Genomic DNA, 18,563 nt, shown 5'->3' with positions numbered 1-18,563 from the left:
TTTTTTTTATAAAAATCAAAATAAAAAAGCAGGCTAATAAGCCGAATTCTGTGTCCTTTAAAAGGTTCTTATCATTTATCTAGTTCTAAAATTACTTTTAGAATCTATCTGCCTACCCTTTAGAATCGAGCGAGAAACTCTCTAACTCTAATTTACATGGCATTGCACCTCATAGAGTTTACCTGGTTTCACTACAGCCTAACTGTACTTGCTTTCTGTTGCACTTGTCCTCAACTTACGTTGGACGGATGTTATCCGCTATGATTCTCTATGGTGTCCGGACTTTCCTACTTATATAATAAGTCGATAAGATAAGCCTGCTTTAATAATATCCAAAATTACAATTTCTTTTTAAAAAAAACCCACTCAATAAATTGAGTGGGAAAAATTGCTATGAAAAAGAAAAATGTTGTTAATTGCTTAACAACTTTGCAAATATATAGTATTTATTATTTTAAAAAAAACAAATTCTATTTATTAAATGCATTTAAAATGTTTATTAATATAATACTATGAAAACATGTCTTTTACTTTTTCAAAAAATGATTTATCAGACTTATTTGGTGCTGGTGTAAAGTTTTCATCTTCTAACATATTTTCGAAAAAAGATTTTTGTTCTTTGCTTAATTCTTGTGGTGTCCAAACATTAATATGGATTAAGAAATCTCCTGTACCATATCTTTCTATGCTTGGTAAACCTTTTCCTTTTAATCTTAAAATTTTACCAGATTGTGTACCTGGTTCTATTTTTATTTTTACTTTTCCTGTAACTGTTTCTACTTCTTTACTTGCTCCTAAAACTGCTTCAGAAAAGTTAATATACAAATCGTAATGAATGTTTGTCCCTTCTCTTTTTAAGTTTTCATGTTGAATTTCTTCAATTAAAACTAATAAATCTCCTGCTATAGAGTTTTTACCTGGAGCTTCATTTCCTTTTCCTCCAACTTTCAATTGTACACCTTCTGTAACACCTGCAGGTATATTTATAGAAACTGTTTCTTCTTTTACAATTAACCCTTGTATATCTGCACCATTGGGTTTGCTGCTCATAATTTCTCCAGCTCCAGAACAGGTACTACAAGTTGTAGCTGTTTGCATTCTACCCAAAATAGTATTGGTAACACGCATTTGTTGCCCAGAACCATTACAAGTAGTACACGTTTTATATGTTACACCCTCTGCTTGTACTTTTCTTCGAACTTTAACCTTCTTCTCTACGCCTTTTGCAATTTCTTCTAAAGTAAGCTTTACTCGTATTCGCATATTGCTTCCTTTAACTCTGGCTTGACGCTGGCCTCCACCACCACCAAAACCACCAAAACCACCACCAAAGCCACCACCTCCAAAGATGTCTCCAAACTGGCTAAATATGTCATCCATATTCATGCCTCCACCTCCAAAGCCTCCTCCACCTTGAGGACCATCAAAGGCTGCATGACCATACTGATCATATCTTGCTTTTTTGTTTTCGTCGCTTAAAATTTCGTAGGCTTCTGCTGCTAATTTAAATTTCTCTTCAGCAGTTTTATCATCGGGATTTTTATCTGGATGATATTTGATAGCCATTTTCCTATATGCTTTTTTTATTTCTGCCTGAGAAGCAGATTTTGAGATACCTAATATTTCGTAATAATCTTGTTTTGCCATTGTTTTATTTTTTAGTCTTTAGTAATTTAATCGATAGTAAATACTATCGGCTAAAAACGAGAGACTATAGTCTTATTGTCCTATTACCACTTTTGGATAACGAATAATTTTATCTCCTAACTTGTATCCTTTTTCTACACAATCTATAATTTTACCTTTCATATCTTCTGTAGTTGCAGGTATTTGTGTAATTGCTTCGTGAATTTCTGCATCAAAAACATCGCCAGCTTCGGTTTCTATTTTAGACAACCCTTTTTGCTCTAAAGTGTTGTAAAATTTATTATAAATTAACAATACACCTTTTTTTAATTCTTCTGATTCTTTGTCTTCTTTAATATGTGACAAGGCACGTTCAAAATCATCTATAACTGGCAGCAAAGATGTCATAACTTCTTGTCCTGCTGTCTTAAAAAGCTCTATTCTTTCTTTAGTGGTTCTTTTTTTATAATTTTCAAACTCTGCAAATAGACGTAAAAACTTGTCTTTTTCTGTTTGAAGAAGCTCTTCTGCTGTTGGTTCTTCTTTTACAACCTCTGGTTCAACCTCTTGATTTTGTTCAACTTGCAAAGTTTCTTGCTCATTTTTTATTTCTTCTTCTTGTATATTTTCTTTCTTACTCATTTCTTTGTAATCATTAAATTATCTACTAATAATTGGCAAAAATGTTGCCAACAAAAAAATAGTGTCAAACTGACACTATTTTATATTTTTATATTTGAACTTCCACCCAATTTTCGCCTGATTTTATACGATGTATTTGTGTATCTGAAACACCAAAACGTTTAGCAATCATTGTAATTCTATTATTTTTATTTTGAAGTTGGCGCTTAATAATTTTTACTTTACCAACAGATAGTTTCCCATAAGTTATACTTTTACGAGATTCTATAAACTTTGGATTTTTAAATTGATGTAATTCTTTTTCTCTTTTTGTAGCCCATTTTAAATTTTCTAAAGTATTATCTTTTTTATCATAGTTTAAGTGAATCACAAAAACTTGCGCTTCATTTTCTTTTTTTAAAAAATGTTGTGCTACTAATTTATGTATATATCTTGCTGTATTTTTTCCATTTACTTTTTGTTTTAAAGAAATAGTTGCATAACCATTTGTATAGTTTTCATTTTTTAAAAACTCTTTATTTTCATCTTTACAATTAATTATTCTTCCGTAGTTGGAAATTTTAAATTTTTCTTTTTCAGAAATTTTTTCATCGAATTGAATATTTTTCCATTCTTCATTCCATAAATTTCTTATCATTTTTAAAATATTTTGGTTTATAAAATATTTTACTTTTTCATATATTTTTTTTTAGATATTTATTACTAATCTTCAATACGTTCTATTTTTGCACCAATGGATTTTAAGCGAGCTTCTATATTTTCGTAACCTCTATCTATTTGCTCTATATTATTAATAATGGAGGTTCCTTTTGCTGAAAGCGCTGCAATTAATAAAGAAATACCTGCTCTAATATCTGGAGAGGTCATTTTAGTTGCTTTTAATTGCGATTGAAAATTGTGCCCAATTACAGTGGCTCTATGTGGATCGCACAAAATAACTTTTGCGCCCATGTCTATTAATTTATCAACGAAAAACAAACGACTTTCGAACATTTTTTGATGTATTAAAACAGTACCTTTTGCTTGTGTTGCTATTACTAAAACAATACTTAACAAATCTGGTGTAAAACCTGGCCAAGGTGCATCTGCTACTGTTAAAACGGAACCATCTATGTAATTTTGTATTTCATAAGATTCTTGTTCTGGTATGTAAATATCGTCTCCTTTTTTTTCTAAAGTGATGCCTAATTTTCTAAATACGTTGGGTATTTGTCCAAGGTTTTCCCACGAAACGTTTTTTATAGTAAGTTCTGATTGTGTCATAACTGCAACACCAATCCAAGAACCAATTTCTATCATATCTGGTAAAACTGAATGCACACAACCACCTAAAGCATCTACACCTTCTATAATTAATAAATTTGAACCAACACCACTAATTTTAGCACCCATTGCATTCAACATTTTACATAATTGTTGAATGTAAGGCTCGCATGCTGCATTGTAAATTTTGGTAGTGCCTTCTGCCAAAACTGCTGCCATTAAAATATTGGCGGTTCCTGTTACAGAAGCTTCATCTAACAACATATCTACACCTTGTAATTGGTCTGCTTCTACTCCATAAAAAGATTCTTCTTTATTGTATCTAAACTTGGCACCTAATTTGATAAAACCTTCAAAATGTGTATCTAAACGTCTACGACCAATCTTGTCTCCTCCTGGTCTTGGTATGTATCCTTTACCAAAACGTGCTAAAAGTGGGCCAACAATCATAATAGAACCTCTTAAAGAGCTACCATCTCTTTTAAAATCTGCTGATTCTAAATACTTTAAATTAATGTTATCTGCCTGAAAAGAATAAGAGTTTATTGATAGTTTTTCTACTTTAACTCCTAATTCACCCAGAATAAAGATTAGTTTATTTACATCTATAATATCTGGTACATTGTTTACAATAACTTTTTCTGGTGTTAATAAAACTGCACAAAGGATTTGTAAAACTTCATTTTTTGCTCCTTGCGGTGTTATTGTTCCCTTTAATTTATGCCCACCTTCTATTTTAAATGACGCCATAGACTAGTATCTTTTTCTGTTTTTGTTATTGTGTTGTTTTTTATGATTTTTAGAATTATTCTGTCCTTGAGTATTTCTTTTTCTTAACAAGTTTTTACTGTCAGATAATTCTTCTTCAGAGTTTCTTAAATCTAATTTACCATCAGATAAATCATATAAATGATTAAAAATTACAGCATCATCTACAGTGTCTTTGTTCCAATTTAAATAACATTTTTTCATGTGATTTGCTATGGCATACACCAATGCTTCTTTTTTATCATCATCTTCCCAACTTAGAGCAACATCTATCATTGTTTGAATATTGTTCCCATAATAACGATATTTAGAAGCGTATTTTGGATAAGGCAATCGCTCTGGCTTTTCTTGTAATTCTTCTCTTGAAGGAATTGGATAAGGTGACTTGGCATCTAATTTAAAATCTGACATAATGTATAATTGATCCCAAAGTTTGTGCTTAAAATCTGGCACATCACGCAAGTGTGGTTGTAAATTACCCATTACATCTACAATGGCTTTTGCCATTTTATTACGCTCTTCTGCATCTGCCAAAGCTACACAATGGTCTACCATTTTTTGGATGTGTCTTCCATATTCTGGAATGATCATTAATGGTCTTTCTGAATTATATTCTAAGTCGTATGTCATTTATTTATTTTTTGAAGTATGTTTTATTTATTAAAATTTAATAAATAAGGTCTTTACTGTGCAAGATTAGACTTGTTTGTATATGATAGTTTTATAAGTTGCAAAATAGCAATTTATTTTAGTTTTACTAACGATTTTTAACCAATAATTTTCAATTTTACAAATCGTAGTAATAAATTCTTTTTTCCTGCTGTACTAAATTTAATCAGCGCTTTTTTATCAGGTCCTTTTCCCTCTAAAGAAAGTACCTCTCCTCTACCAAAACGTTCGTGTTCTATTATATTACCCACAGCAATCTTATTGTCGAACAAATTAGATTTTGATTTTGTTTCTGATACCTTTTTTAAATTTTTAGGAATAATGACTTCTTTCTTTTTAGCCATATCTCGCTCCATTTTTTTTCGCTGAATTGGCTTTTGAAAACGGATTCCTTTTGGAGCATCATCAAAAATACTTTTGTCTACAAACCTATTTATAGAAGGTTCTGGCACTTTTGGGGTGATGTAATATAGAAATTGATCGTCTATTTCTTCTAAAAATCTACTAGGTTCTGCATCTACCAATTTACCCCATCTGTAACGTGTTTGTGCATAGGTTAAATAAGCTGCTTTTTCTGCTCTAGTTAAGGCCACGTAAAACAACCTACGCTCTTCTTCTAGCTCGCTTCTGGTGTTCATACTCATGGCAGAGGGAAACAAATTTTCTTCTAAACCAACAATGTAAACGTACAAATATTCTAATCCTTTAGATTGATGAATAGTCATTAAAGAAACGCTTGGTTTCTCATTATCTTTTTTTGCATCAAAATCTGTTGCTAAAGCCACATCTTCTAAAAAAGATGTTAAAGAAGCATCTTCGCCTTGCTCTATTTTATCTGTAATAAAGTCTTTAATTCCGTTTAAAAGCTCTTGTACATTTTCTACTTTACTTACAGTTTCTGGTGTACCATCTTTTTCTAAGTCTTTTATTAATTGGGTTTGTTTTACTACAATTTCTGCAATTTCAAAAGCATTTTTGGTTTTAGCTTCTATTTGCAAACGCAAAATCATATTCATAAAATTCTGTAACTTATTTTTGGTGCCAGAATTTATTTTTAAATCTATTTTATCGATATATTTTATAATATCGAAAATTGATTTTTTATAGTGGTTTGCTGCAATGGTTAGCTTATCTATAGTTGTTGCACCAATACCACGTGCAGGATAATTGATAATTCTTTTTAACGCTTCTTCGTCTTTTGGGTTGATCAAAATGCGTAAATAAGATAAAATATCTTTGATTTCTTTACGCTGATAAAAAGATATTCCTCCGTAAATTTTATAGTCGATATTTTTTTTCCTTAAAGCATCTTCTATGGCTCTAGATTGTGAATTGGTTCTATATAAAACACAAAAATTATCTGGCGTTAACTGATGGTTCATCATGTTTTCCCAAATAGACTGTGCTACAAAACGCCCTTCTTCTCCATCTGAAATAGTACGCATTACATTTATAGAATCTCCAGCATCATTAGACGTCCAAACTTCTTTATCTAACTTTGTTTTATTTTTTGCTATAACTGAGTTTGCAGCGTTTACAATATTACTGGTTGATCTATAATTTTGTTCTAATTTAAAGGTTTTTACATCTGGATAATCTTTCTGAAAATTTAAGATATTTTGGATATTTGCTCCTCTAAAACTATAAATACTCTGAGAATCATCTCCTACCACACAAATATTTTGAAAACGATCTGCTAAAGCTCTTACAATGATATATTGTGAATGGTTTGTATCTTGATACTCATCTACCATAATATAACGAAATCTATCTTGATATTTTGCTAAAACGTCTGGAAAACGAGCCAACAATTCGTTGGTTCTTAATAACAAATCATCAAAATCCATTGCACCTGCCTTAAAACACCTATCTACATATTCTTTGTAAATATCGCCTACTTTTGGCCTGCTTGCATGCATGTCTGCTTCTTGCAAATCAGAATTATTAAAATACGCTCTAACCGTAATTAAGCTGTTTTTAAAAGATGAGATACGCCCTAAAATTTGTTTGGCTTTGTAACGTTCTTTGTCCAACCCCATTTCTTTGATAATAGAAGAAATCAAACGAACAGAGTCTTGCGTATCGTAAATTGTAAAATTAGAGGGGAAACCTAATTTATCTGCTTCAGAACGTAAAATTCGAGCAAAAACCGAGTGAAATGTTCCCATCCAAAGGTTTTTGGCCTCACTAACCCCAACAACACCTGCAATTCTTTCTTTCATTTCTCTTGCAGCTTTGTTGGTAAACGTAAGCGATAAAATGTTAAACGAATCTACTCCTTGTTGCATTAAATGGGCTATTCTATAAGTTAAAACCCTTGTTTTACCAGAACCTGCACCCGCAATAATTATCATGGGGCCGTCTTTTTGCAAGACTGCCATTTTTTGTGCTTCGTTTAAAGAATCTAAATAATTACTCAAAGAAATATTTTTTATGAAGTATTTTAAAGTGTGAAATTAACCAAACTTATCGTTTTTTTAAAGAAGATTTTTAGTTTTTATTCACAAATTATCATCAGTAAATTCGACTTAATATCCGAACTTTATCAAGTTCGACTTAAAACCCGAATTTATAAGTATTCGTTTTAAAACCCGAATTATTTGAATATTTATGAGCAAAAAGTTATATTTACAAAAAAAAATAAATGACAAGTATTCTTACAGGAGATATTATCAACTCAAGAAAAGTTGATTCAGATAAGTGGTTACCTATGCTAAAATCTGCCTTTAATAGTATTGGAAAAACTCCGAAAACTTGGGAAATATTTAGGGGAGATAGTTTTCAAATTGAGATAGAAGAAGCAGAGAATGGATTGTTTTTTGCAATAAAATTAAAAGCTATTTTAAAACAAATAAAAAATTTAGATGTTCGAATCGCTATTGGTATTGGTAAAAAAAACAATAACTATAAAAATATAACTGAAGGAAATGGAGAAGCTTTTATTTTAAGTGGAAAAGCATTTGACTCTATAATAAAAAAACAAAATTTAGCTATTTTAACTGATGATGAACAATTTAATGAAATAATGAATAGTACACTTGCTTTAGCGTTATTAACTATGGATAATTGGACAACAAACTCTGCGGAATTTGCTGTAAAATACTTAAACAAAAAAGAAACTCTCCAAAAAACAATAGCTAAAGAGTTAAATATTTCAGAAAGTAGCGCAAGTGAAAGAAGAAAAAGGGCTGGGCTTGATGAAATTCTAAGATTAGAAAAAATATATCATAATATGGTAACACATAAAAAAATAAATGGATGGTATTCTTTTTAAAAATTTTACTAGCACATTTTTTAGGAGATTTTACATTTCAACCCTATAAATGGGTAAAAGAGAAAGAAAAGAAGAAGATAAAATCTATAGAGCTATACGTACATATTGGTATACATTTCTTGTTGTTATTTATTTTTATCGGTTTTGATATTCAAAAATACTGGTTAGGCGTATTAGTAATTGTTGGTTCTCATTATTTGATTGACCTTTTAAAACTCTACCTTCAGAAGATCAAAACAAATCGTACTTTATTTTTTATAGACCAAATTGCTCATATTTTAGTTATAGTAATTATTACAAATTATTATCATCCGTTTATAATTTCTTTAGATAAAATCATCAATGAAAAAACACTACTACTATTAATTTCTATTGTTTTATTGGTTAGTGTATCATCTATCATAATAAAAATAATTATTACACAATGGAATCCTGAAAGCAAGAAAGAAAACGACGATTCTTTAGCAAAAGCAGGACGTTATATTGGTATTTTAGAACGTTTATTTGTGTTTGTTTTTGTAATTACCAATCATTGGGAAGCCATAGGTTTTTTACTAGCAGCAAAATCGGTTTTTAGATTTGGAGATTTAAGCTCTTCTAAAGATAGAAAACTAACAGAATACATTTTAATTGGTACTTTATTAAGTTTTGGTTTTGCCATTTTAATAGGAATCTTATACCGATATTTAGCAACATTAATATAAATTATGGAAGATAAAATTTTAGAAAGTTTCGCTTATATTTTACCAGCTGCAATAACGGGTTTTGTAGCTTATTATATGTTTAACGGTTTTTTAAATAATACTGTAAAAGAGAAAAAATTAGCTCTGTTAGCACAACAAAAAAAAGAATCTTTACCTATAAAACTAAAAGCTTATGAGCGTTTAATGTTGTTTTGTGAGCGTATAAACCCTGTAAAAATGCTCATGCGAATTCAGCCAATTTCTACCAATACAAACGATTATTTAGAATTGCTAATTGCAAACATCAATCAAGAATTTGAACACAATTTAGTACAGCAAATTTACATCTCTGATGAAACTTGGACAGCCATTTATGCAGCAAAAAATGCGGTTATAAATAAATTAAAAAAGGTTGCAGAAAACGCATCCTCTGCTATGGATTTAAGAGAAAACGTGTTGATTGACTATTCTAAATCTACACCACCAACAGAAACTGCTATAGTGTTTATAAAAAAAGAAGTGAGAAAATTATTATAACTAAAAAGCCTTCTTTCTTTAAGAAAAGGCTTTTCTATTTATGAGAATTCTAATAAAACGGGATATTATTTTTTCTTTTTAAGTGTATTTTCTACTGAATTAAAATTGCAGCCTAATGCCCACTTTGTAATTTCTACCTCTTGTAGAATAGCCTAAAACATCATTATAATCTTCATTTAATAAATTTGTAAAAGCGGTAAAAAAAGTAACTGTACCATTCAATATTTTATAATTTGCCATAACATCTAAAACTTGATACTTTTCTAAAATTACATCTTCATCTGCATTCCCAAAAGAACCATATCTATCAAAAAAAGTTCTTTTACCGACATTTCTGTAATTAAAATTTAAAAATGCATTTTTAAAAGGAGTTACATCTAAGCCTACCACTAATTTATTAGCAGGTATATAATCATCAAAATCTTCAAATTCATCTTTATTAATAAAAGTATAAGAGGCGTTTACAGATAAGAAAGCTGTTGGTACAACTTTAGTGCTAACTTCTAGTCCATTCGCATTTGTAGATCCATTTGCATATTTAAAAGTAGTAGTATCAAAAATTATGGCATCATTTTCTTCTCTTTTAAAATATACAGCATTTAACTGCAGCCAATCTTGATAATTCATATCAAAACCAGCTTCAAAAGTTTCATTAGTTTCTGGTTTTAAATCAATATTACCTGCAAAACCATCGAACAATTGATACAAACTAGGTGCTATAAATGCTGTACTGTAAGAAGTTAATAATTTTATATTGGTGTTTTCACTTTTTAAAACAGTGTACGCTATATTACCATCATACACTAATTGATTCCCATAAACATGATGCATATTGTAACGTAAACCTGCATTAAAACTAGCTCCAAAATCGGTAATAAAGACGACACTTGCATAAAGGTCTAGCGTATTAAAATTAGCTACTTTCTTATTTATTATTGCAAATGGTGTTGTTGTATTATTGCTATGTTCTTGGTAATTAATACCTGCAATAAGTTGTAAACTTTTAGAGAATTCGTATTTATTTACCAAATCTAAATGTACACTTCTACCTTTAAAATTATAAAAATCTAAAGTACCTGCAAAAGCATTAAACTGATCGAAGTTTCTATCTACAGTATTTACAGAAGCTAACAAATACAATTGACCATTTTTGTATGTAAACGTAGGTTTTACACCAAACCTAAACTGTTGGTTATCGCCATTATTTACAGGGTTATCTAAAAAAAAACTTGCATCAAAATCGTATTTAAAATCATCAAAATTTAAAAAAGTTTCTATTTTTAAATTTTTATGAATGTGATACCCTAACTTAAGAAGTGTGTTTTTAGAATAAAAGGCATCGTCTTCAAAAACAGTATTGGTTTTACTTACAGCAGATGACATGCCATTTACACCTGTTAAACTAAACGATGCTAAAAAATTAAATTTACCAACACTACCATTTATGTTAATATTTTGATTTCTATCTGACAAACTACTTTTTAATGTATTTGCAGTATTGTTGGTTCCTAAACTAGTTTCAAAAGAACCAGATATATTGTTTTTAGAAGCTTTTTTTAAGACGATATTAATTACAGCAGTTGCGGCTCCAGAACCATATAAAGTTGATGAGGCTCCTTTTAAAATCTCTATACTTTCTATTTGGTTTACGGCTAATAAACGCAAATCAAATTCTTGATTAATAGCAGATTGATCTGTTACTGGAACACCATCAATTAATACCAAAACCTGTCTGCTTCTACCACCTCTAATATTGATGCTTCTAGGTTCTGTTGGGTTGGTATTCACACCTCTAACATCTATACCAGCAATGGTGTTAAGAATTTCTATAACAGATTTACCTGCATTTTGCTGTAGTTCTTTTTGTGTAATTTTATGAATTACTTTACCTGTATTTTCTTTTTTTAAAGTAAACTTAGTTGCTGTAACTACAATTTCTTTTAGAGTTTCTACACGTTCTTTTTGCTGTTTTTTTTGTGCAAAAAGATTTGCGTTGACAAGATTACATACCAATACACTAACAATTAGTAATTGTTTTTTCATTTTTTTAATAAATTTGATTTACATTAAATCAGGTAAATTTCGTGCACAGAAATATATTATAGTACATAAACTTTTATCCCGAAAGTTTTTTTACTGTTGATTATTGGCAGGTCTCCTGACTTGTTTTTATGTTGCTAGCCTTCCCATTTTTCTGAACTCAATCATTTTAAACAGTGGCAATAGTGTTAACAACATCCTCTAAAGAGGTACTGAAATCTATTTGTTTTTAACAAACAACATTCAGTTTTAACTTACAGTTGCGGGTACAGTTCTGGATTTTAACCAGATTCCCTTTTAATTTAATGCAGTAGATTACTACATTAAAACCAAAAATCGTAACAAATATATATGTATTCTTATAAATAATCTAACATAATCTTTCTTAAAATTTATATCTTTAAACTCTAATATTTTTATACAATTATGAGGATAGAAAACGACCTAAAACTAGGTTTTAAAAATATAATGATTCGTTTAAAACGTTCTACATTAAAATTGCGTTCGCAAGTAAATATAGAAAGAGAATTTACTTTTTTACATAGTGACCTTGTTGGTAAAGAAACACCAAATATAGCTGTAAATATTGATACTGTTGAGACTTTTGAAATGGCTAAAGCTCTTTTTAAAAAAAGTTATTTGCATCAAATCACAAGCATTTTTCTTTAGAAGCATAAAAGAATTTGCAAGTAAGCATCAAAAAATGTTTTAAAAAACATAGTTGTTAGCAAAGGCACAGGAAAAAAATGAGAAAAAAGAACCACATTTTACCGAACTTACAAAAATTAAACAGAAGAATGATTTTTATAAGAGTTCAAAAACAAGAAAACCAAACATATCCTAAATGAAAAAAAACAACATAAGTTTCTTTTTAATGTTGCTTTTCATATTCTTTTCTTGTAAAAAAGAAGTGATAAAAAAAGATACAAATTCCAGGCAAAAAAGTAGTATTAAGTATGCAGAAGGTTTTGATATTATTGAAGAAAATGGCGTAAAAAAGTTAATAATTAAAGCTGCATATCAAAATTCTAAAGAAGTTTTTGAGTATAGTATCATTCAAAGAAGAAAGAATACTATTGCTAATAAAAATAACAAAACTATTGAAGTTCCTGTAAAACACTTTGTGACGACTTCCACAACACATATTCCAATGATTGAATTATTAGATGAAGAAAATGCTATTATTGGTTTTCCAAATGCTACATATATTTCATCCGAAAAAACAAGAGCTTTAATAGATAAAGGTAACATTGTAGAAATTGGCAAAGAATCTTCTTTAAATACAGAGATATTATTGCATTTACAGCCAGAGTTAGTGGTTGGCTATAGTGTTGCTTCTGCAGATAAAAGTTTATCAACCTTAAAAAAAGCAGGCATTAAAGTTATTTATAATGGAGATTGGTTGGAAGAAACACCTTTAGGTAGAGCTGAATGGATTAAATTTTTTGGAGTTTTGTTTGATAAGGAACAACAAGCAGATAGTATTTTTAACCTAATTGAAACTAATTATCTAGAAGCTAAAAAAATTGCTCTAAAAGCAACTAAAAAACCAACCATTTTATCAGGTGCCATTATGAGTAAAGATATTTGGAATTTACCTGCTGGAAACAGTTTTGTGGCTACCTTTTTAAAAGATGCAAATGTTGATTATTTATGGGAGAAAACAGAAGGAAAAGGAAGTTTATCACTAAGTTTTGAAAGCGTTTTTGACAAGGCACAAAATGCTGATTTTTGGATAGCTCCAGGTTATTTTTCTACCCAAAAACAACTGGTAAATAATAATTCTTTGTACGCTAAATTTAATGCTTTTAAAAATGATAAAATTTATACACCGACCACCAAAAAAGGAATTACAGGAGGTGTTATTTATTATGAATTAGCACCTACAAGACCCGATTTTGTTTTAAAAGATATTATTAAAATTACAAATCCTGATTTGTTACCAAAATATAAATTAACTTTCTTTGAAAAGATGAATTAATTGTAAACATCTCTTATTTTATTTTAAAATAACTTCTGTTGATTTTCATCATCTCTCTTTTTTTCTGCTGCTTTCTTTTTGGTAATTGATTTTTGCAAGGCAATACGTGCTTTTTCTTCTGCAGATAGTTCTTCTAAAATAGCTTTTTTAGGGGCAACCTCATCTATTTCTATGGGAAGTTTATTCTCTGCAACCTCTTCATCAATCACTTCTGTTTCTTTATAATCAACCTCATTTTCTTCTTTATAAGCTAAAGGTTCTAGAAGGTTTACATTTTTAATTTTATCTGTAGTTAATTGATTTCCTAAAGCTTTAATACCTTTTACAGTTATAAACTCTTCAAAATTAACTTCTTCATTATCTAAACTACGTTTAGAAAATTGTACTTCTGCAACAGGTCTATAATCGGTTGCTACGATTTCTAACTGAGATTTTGGATGATCAGAAATAAACTCTTCTTCTTTTTCTGGGTTTTCTATTAAAAAACGTTTTACATAATAACGTTCTTTTTCACCATCATAATAAATAGCAGAAATCGGTTTTTGAGGTTTCCATTTTTCTAATATAATCATATCATCTTCAAAATGCATTGCCAAATCTGGTTTTACTGCTTTTGCCTTTCCACTTTGTGTGATAATTAATAATTTATCATCTGCTCTAAACTCACCCAACAATTCGCCTCTATGATCCACATTTAAACGCTGTACAGCGTCATCAAACCAAATTTTACGTGGTTTTAAAGTGGATACTCCAGCTTCTTTAAATTCTACTTTTTTAATGGCATATTTGGTAATTGTATTTCCTCGAACTCCACGTCCTTTTACTGCTAAATCAGCAAAATCGACATCCCATTTTAATTTTTTAACACTACCAACAGAACGTAAATTAATAGTTACAACTTCTGCTTCACCATTTGGATTTGCTGTAAAATAATGTACAACAGAGCCTTTTTTACCATTGGTTAAATCGTATTCTTTGTCTCTAGTTACAGATGTTACATTAAAACGTTTCATGTAAGAAGGCCCTTTTAAACCATCTCTGTACATCATATTATAAACAGTACGTTTGTCTTTCTTTTTAAAGACAGCCACATGTATAATATCTTTACCAACAAAGGTTTTAGAGTCTACTTTTGTCACCATCATTTGACCATCTTTTCTAAAAATAATAATGTCATCAATATCTGAACAATCTGTAATAAATTCGTCTCTTTTTAAAGAAGTACCAATAAACCCTTCTGCTCTATTTACATAGAGTTTTGCATTGTTCATGGCTACTTTTGAAGCTACAATATCATCAAAAATTCTAATTTCTGTTTTGCGTTCTTTGCCTTTGCCATATTTTTCTTTTAAGTTTTTAAAGTAATCAATAGCAAACTCAATTAAATTGGCTAAATTATTTTTAACTGCTGCAATTTTGTCTTCTAAACTTTCTATAAATTGCTTGGCTTTGTCAATATCAAATTTTGATATTTTTTTAATTCTAATTTCTGTTAAACGTACAATATCTTCTTCTGTAATAGCGCGTTTTAAATGCTTTATATGTGGTTGTAAACCTTTGTTAATGGCAGCAATTACACCTTCCCAAGTTTCTTCTTCTTCAATATCTCTATAAATTCTATTTTCTATAAAAATACGTTCTAAAGAAGAGAAATGCCATTGCTCTTCCAATTCATTTAACTGAATTTCTAGTTCACGTTTTAACAACTCAACTGTTAAGTCTGTTGAGTGTTTTAAAAGCTCAGAAACTCCTAAAAAAACAGGTTTATTATCTTCAATAGTACAACATAAAGGCGAAATAGAAGTTTCACAATTTGTAAATGCATATAATGCATCTATACTTTTATCTGGCGAAACATTGGGTGGTAAATGCACCAAAATTTCTACCTCTGCTGCAGTATTGTCTTCAATCTTTTTTATTTTAATTTTACCTTTATCATTGGCTTTTAAAATACTGTCTATTAAAGATTGTGTTGTGGTAGAAAACGGAATTTCATTAATAACCAACGTTTTTTTATCTAGCTGAGAAATTTTTGCACGAATACGCACCTTCCCTCCTCTTTTACCATCATTATAATTGGTAAAATCTGCAATTCCACCTGTTAAAAAATCAGGTACAATTTTAAAACTTCTGCCTTTTAAATATTTTATAGATGCATCTATTAATTCTACAAAATTGTGTGGTAATATTTTAGTTGATAAACCTACTGCAATTCCTTCTGCACCTTGTGCCAGTAATAATGGGAATTTTACGGGTAAATCTATAGGTTCTTTTTTACGACCATCGTAAGACAATTTCCACTCTGTGGTTTTTGGATTAAACACCACATCTAAAGCAAATTTAGACAAACGCGCTTCTATATATCTTGATGCTGCAGCTCTATCTCCTGTTAAGATATTACCCCAGTTTCCTTGCATGTCTATTAGCAATTCTTTCTGCCCCATTTGCACCATTGCATCTGCAATAGAAGCATCTCCATGAGGATGATACTGCATGGTATGCCCAACAATATTGGCTACTTTGTTGTAACGTCCATCATCCAAATCTTTCATAGAATGCATAATTCTTCGCTGTACAGGCTTTAAACCATCTTCTAAAGACGGAACTGCTCTTTCTAAAATTACATACGAAGCGTAGTCTAAAAACCACTCTTTGTACATTCCTGTAACTTTAGTAATAGTTTCCTCTTGAGAATTTTCTCCTTGATTTGTTAATTCTTCTTCGTGTTCGTTTTCGTTTATTTCTTCACTCATAAAAAACGTTAAATCGTTTAATTGTGTTTTTTTTATTTTGGTGTTTCCTAAAGGTCGGGCTTTACGTTACAATCTTTTTATTTTGTTCTCGATACTTTTTTGTTCATACTTCACAAAAAAACTCGAACTGACAATAAAAAGAATTTCCACTTCAATCCCTAACGCAAGTTTACTTATTAACTTTATTTTTGATATAACCTATTTGATTTCTCTTTGGCGGACTTTCTTTTTTCTCAATTAATTCATCTAAATAAGAAAATACCAATTCTATATTTTTATTTCCTTTTATTAATACCTTTTCCTATCATTTGCATTGCAATTGTCATCATAGACATTGATAAAATTCCTAAATATGCTGATAAATTTTCTTTAAATGATAAATCATCATAATTGATTTGAGTAATCCAAAAAATTAGAATAACTGCAAAAATTATTGAAAATATATTAAAAACTATTTTTATATTTTTCATACCTCCTCTTCTACGTAATCTAATTCAACTTTTAAATTATTGATGATAAATTTTTGTCTATCAGGAGTGTTTTTACCCATATAAAACTCTAACATTTGCTCTATAGACATTTCTTTGTCTAACATTACTGGGTCTAAACGAATATCATCACCTATAAAATGGACAAATTCGTTTGGAGAAATCTCACCCAAACCTTTAAATCGTGTAATTTCTGGTTTGCCTCTCAATTTTCCTATAGCTTCTCTTTTTTCATCATCAGAATAACAATAAAACGTTTGCTTTTTGTTACGCACTCTAAATAAAGGCGTTTCTAAAATATACAAATGCCCTTCTTTGATCAATTCTGGAAAAAACTGTAAGAAAAAAGTAATTAATAACAACCTGATATGCATACCATCTACATCTGCATCTGTTGCAATTACAATATTATTGTAGCGTAAGTCTTCTAAACCATCTTCTATATTTAAAGCTGCCTGTAATAAATTGAATTCCTCATTTTCATACACTATTTTTTTACTCAATCCGTAAGAATTTAAAGGCTTTCCCTTTAAACTAAAAACAGCTTGTGTGTTTACATTTCTAGATTTTGTAATCGATCCAGAAGCAGAATCACCCTCTGTTATAAACAAAGTAGTTTCTAAATGTGCTTCTTTTTTGGTATCCCCTAAATGGATTCTACAATCTCTTAGTTTTTTGTTGTGTAAACTGGCCTTTTTAGCTCTATCTCTCGCTAATTTTCTAATTCCAGAAAGTTCTTTACGCTCTTTTTCTGCTTGTAAAATTTTCTTTTGCAGTTTGTCTGCAACCTCTGTATTTTTATGTAAATAGTTGTCTAAATGTGTTTTAACAAAATCATTGATATACGTTCTAACAGTTGGTAAATCTCCACCCATTTCTGTAGAACCTAATTTGGTTTTAGTTTGACTTTCAAAAACAGGCTCCATCACCTTTATTGCAATAGCTGAAATGATAGATTTACGTACATCTGAAGCTTCGAAGTTTTTACCAAAAAAATCACGAATGGTTTTAACAACAGCCTCTCTAAATGCAGATTGGTGAGTACCTCCTTGTGTGGTATGCTGTCCATTTACAAAAGAATGATATTCTTCTGAATACTGAGTTTTACTGTGTGTAATAGCAACTTCAATATCATCTCCTTTTAAGTGAATTATTGGATACAACATATCATCTTTGTTGTTATTATCTTCCAATAAATCTTTTAATCCGTTTTCAGAAAAGTATTTTTCTCCATTAAAAATAATGGTTAAACCAGGATTTAAATACACATAATTCTTCAACATTTTAGAAACATATTCGTTTCTAAATTTGTAGTTTTTAAAAATGGTTTCATCTGGGATAAACTGAACTTTGGTACCTTTTCTTCGAGAGGTTTCTTCTAAAAACTCTTGTTCTCCTAAATTACCTTGGCTAAATTCTGCAGAAGCAGATTTACCTTCACGTGTAGACTCTACCCTAAAATAAGACGAGAGTGCATTTACAGCTTTGGTACCCACCCCATTTAAACCTACAGATTTTTTAAAGGCTTTAGAGTCGTATTTACCACCTGTATTCATTTTAGAAACTACGTCTACTACTTTTCCTAGCGGAATTCCACGACCATAATCGCGAACTGTAACTTTGCTACCTTGTATAGAAATTTCTATGGTTTTACCTGCCCCCATTACATACTCGTCAATAGAGTTGTCTAAAACCTCTTTTACCAAAATATAAATACCATCGTCTGCAGAAGAACCATCTCCTAACTTACCAATGTACATTCCTGGACGCATTCTAATATGCTCTTTCCAATCTAAAGATCTAATATTATCTTCTGTATATTTTGTTTCCTGACTCATA

At 29.9% G+C, this 18,563-nt stretch carries 15 protein-coding genes, 1 other RNA gene and 1 riboswitch; of the genes, 5 read left to right on the top strand and 11 right to left on the bottom strand.

All coding sequences use genetic code 11. The annotated features are described in order from the left end of the window. Positions 1-21: 21 nt before the first annotated feature. The 7 genes from rnpB to AC2D6T_RS06105 form a co-directional block, all read right to left on the bottom strand. Positions 22-324: RNase P RNA component class A (rnpB, locus tag AC2D6T_RS06135), an RNA gene on the bottom strand. Between the two features lie 186 nt (positions 325-510). Next, complete coding sequence (dnaJ, locus tag AC2D6T_RS06130; RefSeq protein WP_298946556.1) at positions 511-1,647, bottom strand: molecular chaperone DnaJ; 1,137 nt, start codon at positions 1,645-1,647, stop codon at positions 511-513. A gap of 72 nt (positions 1,648-1,719) precedes the next feature. Then, positions 1,720-2,268, bottom strand: a complete 549-nt coding sequence (locus AC2D6T_RS06125; RefSeq protein ID WP_484680839.1) for a nucleotide exchange factor GrpE — start codon at positions 2,266-2,268, stop codon at positions 1,720-1,722. An 88-nt stretch (positions 2,269-2,356) separates the two neighbouring features. Further along, entirely contained in the window at positions 2,357-2,905 is a 549-nt protein-coding gene (locus AC2D6T_RS06120) for an NUMOD4 domain-containing protein (RefSeq protein WP_438988300.1), read from the bottom strand. A 65-nt stretch (positions 2,906-2,970) separates the two neighbouring features. Beyond that, on the bottom strand, positions 2,971-4,281 hold the full coding sequence (gene murA / locus AC2D6T_RS06115; RefSeq protein ID WP_298946550.1) for a UDP-N-acetylglucosamine 1-carboxyvinyltransferase: 1,311 nt from the start codon (positions 4,279-4,281) through the stop codon (positions 2,971-2,973). Positions 4,282-4,284: 3 nt separating this feature from the next. Further along, positions 4,285-4,929 (bottom strand): DUF4290 domain-containing protein, encoded by a 645-nt coding sequence (locus AC2D6T_RS06110; RefSeq protein ID WP_484680838.1) that lies wholly within the window; start codon positions 4,927-4,929, stop codon positions 4,285-4,287. A gap of 137 nt (positions 4,930-5,066) precedes the next feature. Then, complete coding sequence (locus tag AC2D6T_RS06105) at positions 5,067-7,388, bottom strand: ATP-dependent helicase (RefSeq protein ID WP_484680837.1); 2,322 nt, start codon at positions 7,386-7,388, stop codon at positions 5,067-5,069. A 224-nt stretch (positions 7,389-7,612) separates the two neighbouring features. Here AC2D6T_RS06105 and AC2D6T_RS06100 point away from each other — a divergent pair, with 224 nt between their 5' ends. The 3 genes from AC2D6T_RS06100 to AC2D6T_RS06090 are packed head-to-tail and all read left to right on the top strand — an operon-like array spanning position 7,613 to position 9,462. Continuing rightward, the gene (locus tag AC2D6T_RS06100; protein WP_298946544.1) at positions 7,613-8,242 is read left to right on the top strand and encodes a SatD family protein; all 630 of its coding nucleotides are present in this window, start codon (positions 7,613-7,615) and stop codon (positions 8,240-8,242) included. Next, positions 8,227-8,946, top strand: a complete 720-nt coding sequence (locus tag AC2D6T_RS06095) for a DUF3307 domain-containing protein (RefSeq protein ID WP_484680836.1) — start codon at positions 8,227-8,229, stop codon at positions 8,944-8,946. Before AC2D6T_RS06100 ends, AC2D6T_RS06095 begins: the two co-directional genes overlap by 16 nt. A 3-nt stretch (positions 8,947-8,949) precedes the next feature. After that, positions 8,950-9,462, top strand: a complete 513-nt coding sequence (locus AC2D6T_RS06090) for a DUF7935 family protein (RefSeq protein ID WP_484680835.1) — start codon at positions 8,950-8,952, stop codon at positions 9,460-9,462. A 99-nt stretch (positions 9,463-9,561) separates the two neighbouring features. On the opposite strand, the gene AC2D6T_RS06085 is transcribed toward AC2D6T_RS06090, so the two are convergent. Continuing rightward, positions 9,562-11,505 carry a TonB-dependent receptor plug domain-containing protein gene (locus tag AC2D6T_RS06085; protein WP_484680834.1) on the bottom strand — a complete coding sequence of 648 codons (1,944 nt, stop codon included), beginning with the start codon at positions 11,503-11,505 and terminating at the stop codon, positions 9,562-9,564. An 88-nt stretch (positions 11,506-11,593) separates the two neighbouring features. Then, positions 11,594-11,851, bottom strand: a riboswitch (cobalamin riboswitch). A 77-nt stretch (positions 11,852-11,928) separates the two neighbouring features. Here AC2D6T_RS06085 and AC2D6T_RS06080 point away from each other — a divergent pair. Together AC2D6T_RS06080 and AC2D6T_RS06075 are read left to right on the top strand one after the other, a co-directional pair. After that, positions 11,929-12,171, top strand: coding sequence for a hypothetical protein (locus AC2D6T_RS06080; RefSeq protein ID WP_484680833.1), 243 nt, complete (start codon positions 11,929-11,931; stop codon positions 12,169-12,171). Positions 12,172-12,346: 175 nt separating this feature from the next. After that, positions 12,347-13,483, top strand: coding sequence for an ABC transporter substrate-binding protein (locus tag AC2D6T_RS06075; protein WP_484680832.1), 1,137 nt, complete (start codon positions 12,347-12,349; stop codon positions 13,481-13,483). A 23-nt stretch (positions 13,484-13,506) separates the two neighbouring features. Here the strand turns inward: AC2D6T_RS06075 and AC2D6T_RS06070 are convergent, their stop codons facing one another. From AC2D6T_RS06070 to AC2D6T_RS06060, 3 genes are all read right to left on the bottom strand, one after another. Continuing rightward, a complete protein-coding gene (locus tag AC2D6T_RS06070) occupies positions 13,507-16,236 on the bottom strand; it encodes a DNA gyrase/topoisomerase IV subunit A (RefSeq protein WP_484680831.1) in 2,730 nt (909 codons plus the stop codon). Between the two features lie 275 nt (positions 16,237-16,511). Then, positions 16,512-16,706, bottom strand: coding sequence for a hypothetical protein (locus AC2D6T_RS06065; RefSeq protein WP_438988290.1), 195 nt, complete (start codon positions 16,704-16,706; stop codon positions 16,512-16,514). Further along, complete coding sequence (locus tag AC2D6T_RS06060) at positions 16,703-18,562, bottom strand: DNA topoisomerase IV subunit B (RefSeq protein ID WP_484680830.1); 1,860 nt, start codon at positions 18,560-18,562, stop codon at positions 16,703-16,705. The genes AC2D6T_RS06065 and AC2D6T_RS06060 overlap by 4 nt, the downstream gene beginning before the upstream one ends. Position 18,563 lies beyond the last annotated feature (1 nt).

Source organism: Polaribacter sp. YIW18, from assembly GCF_057219325.1.
This window is presented reverse-complemented; position numbering and strand designations above follow the sequence as displayed.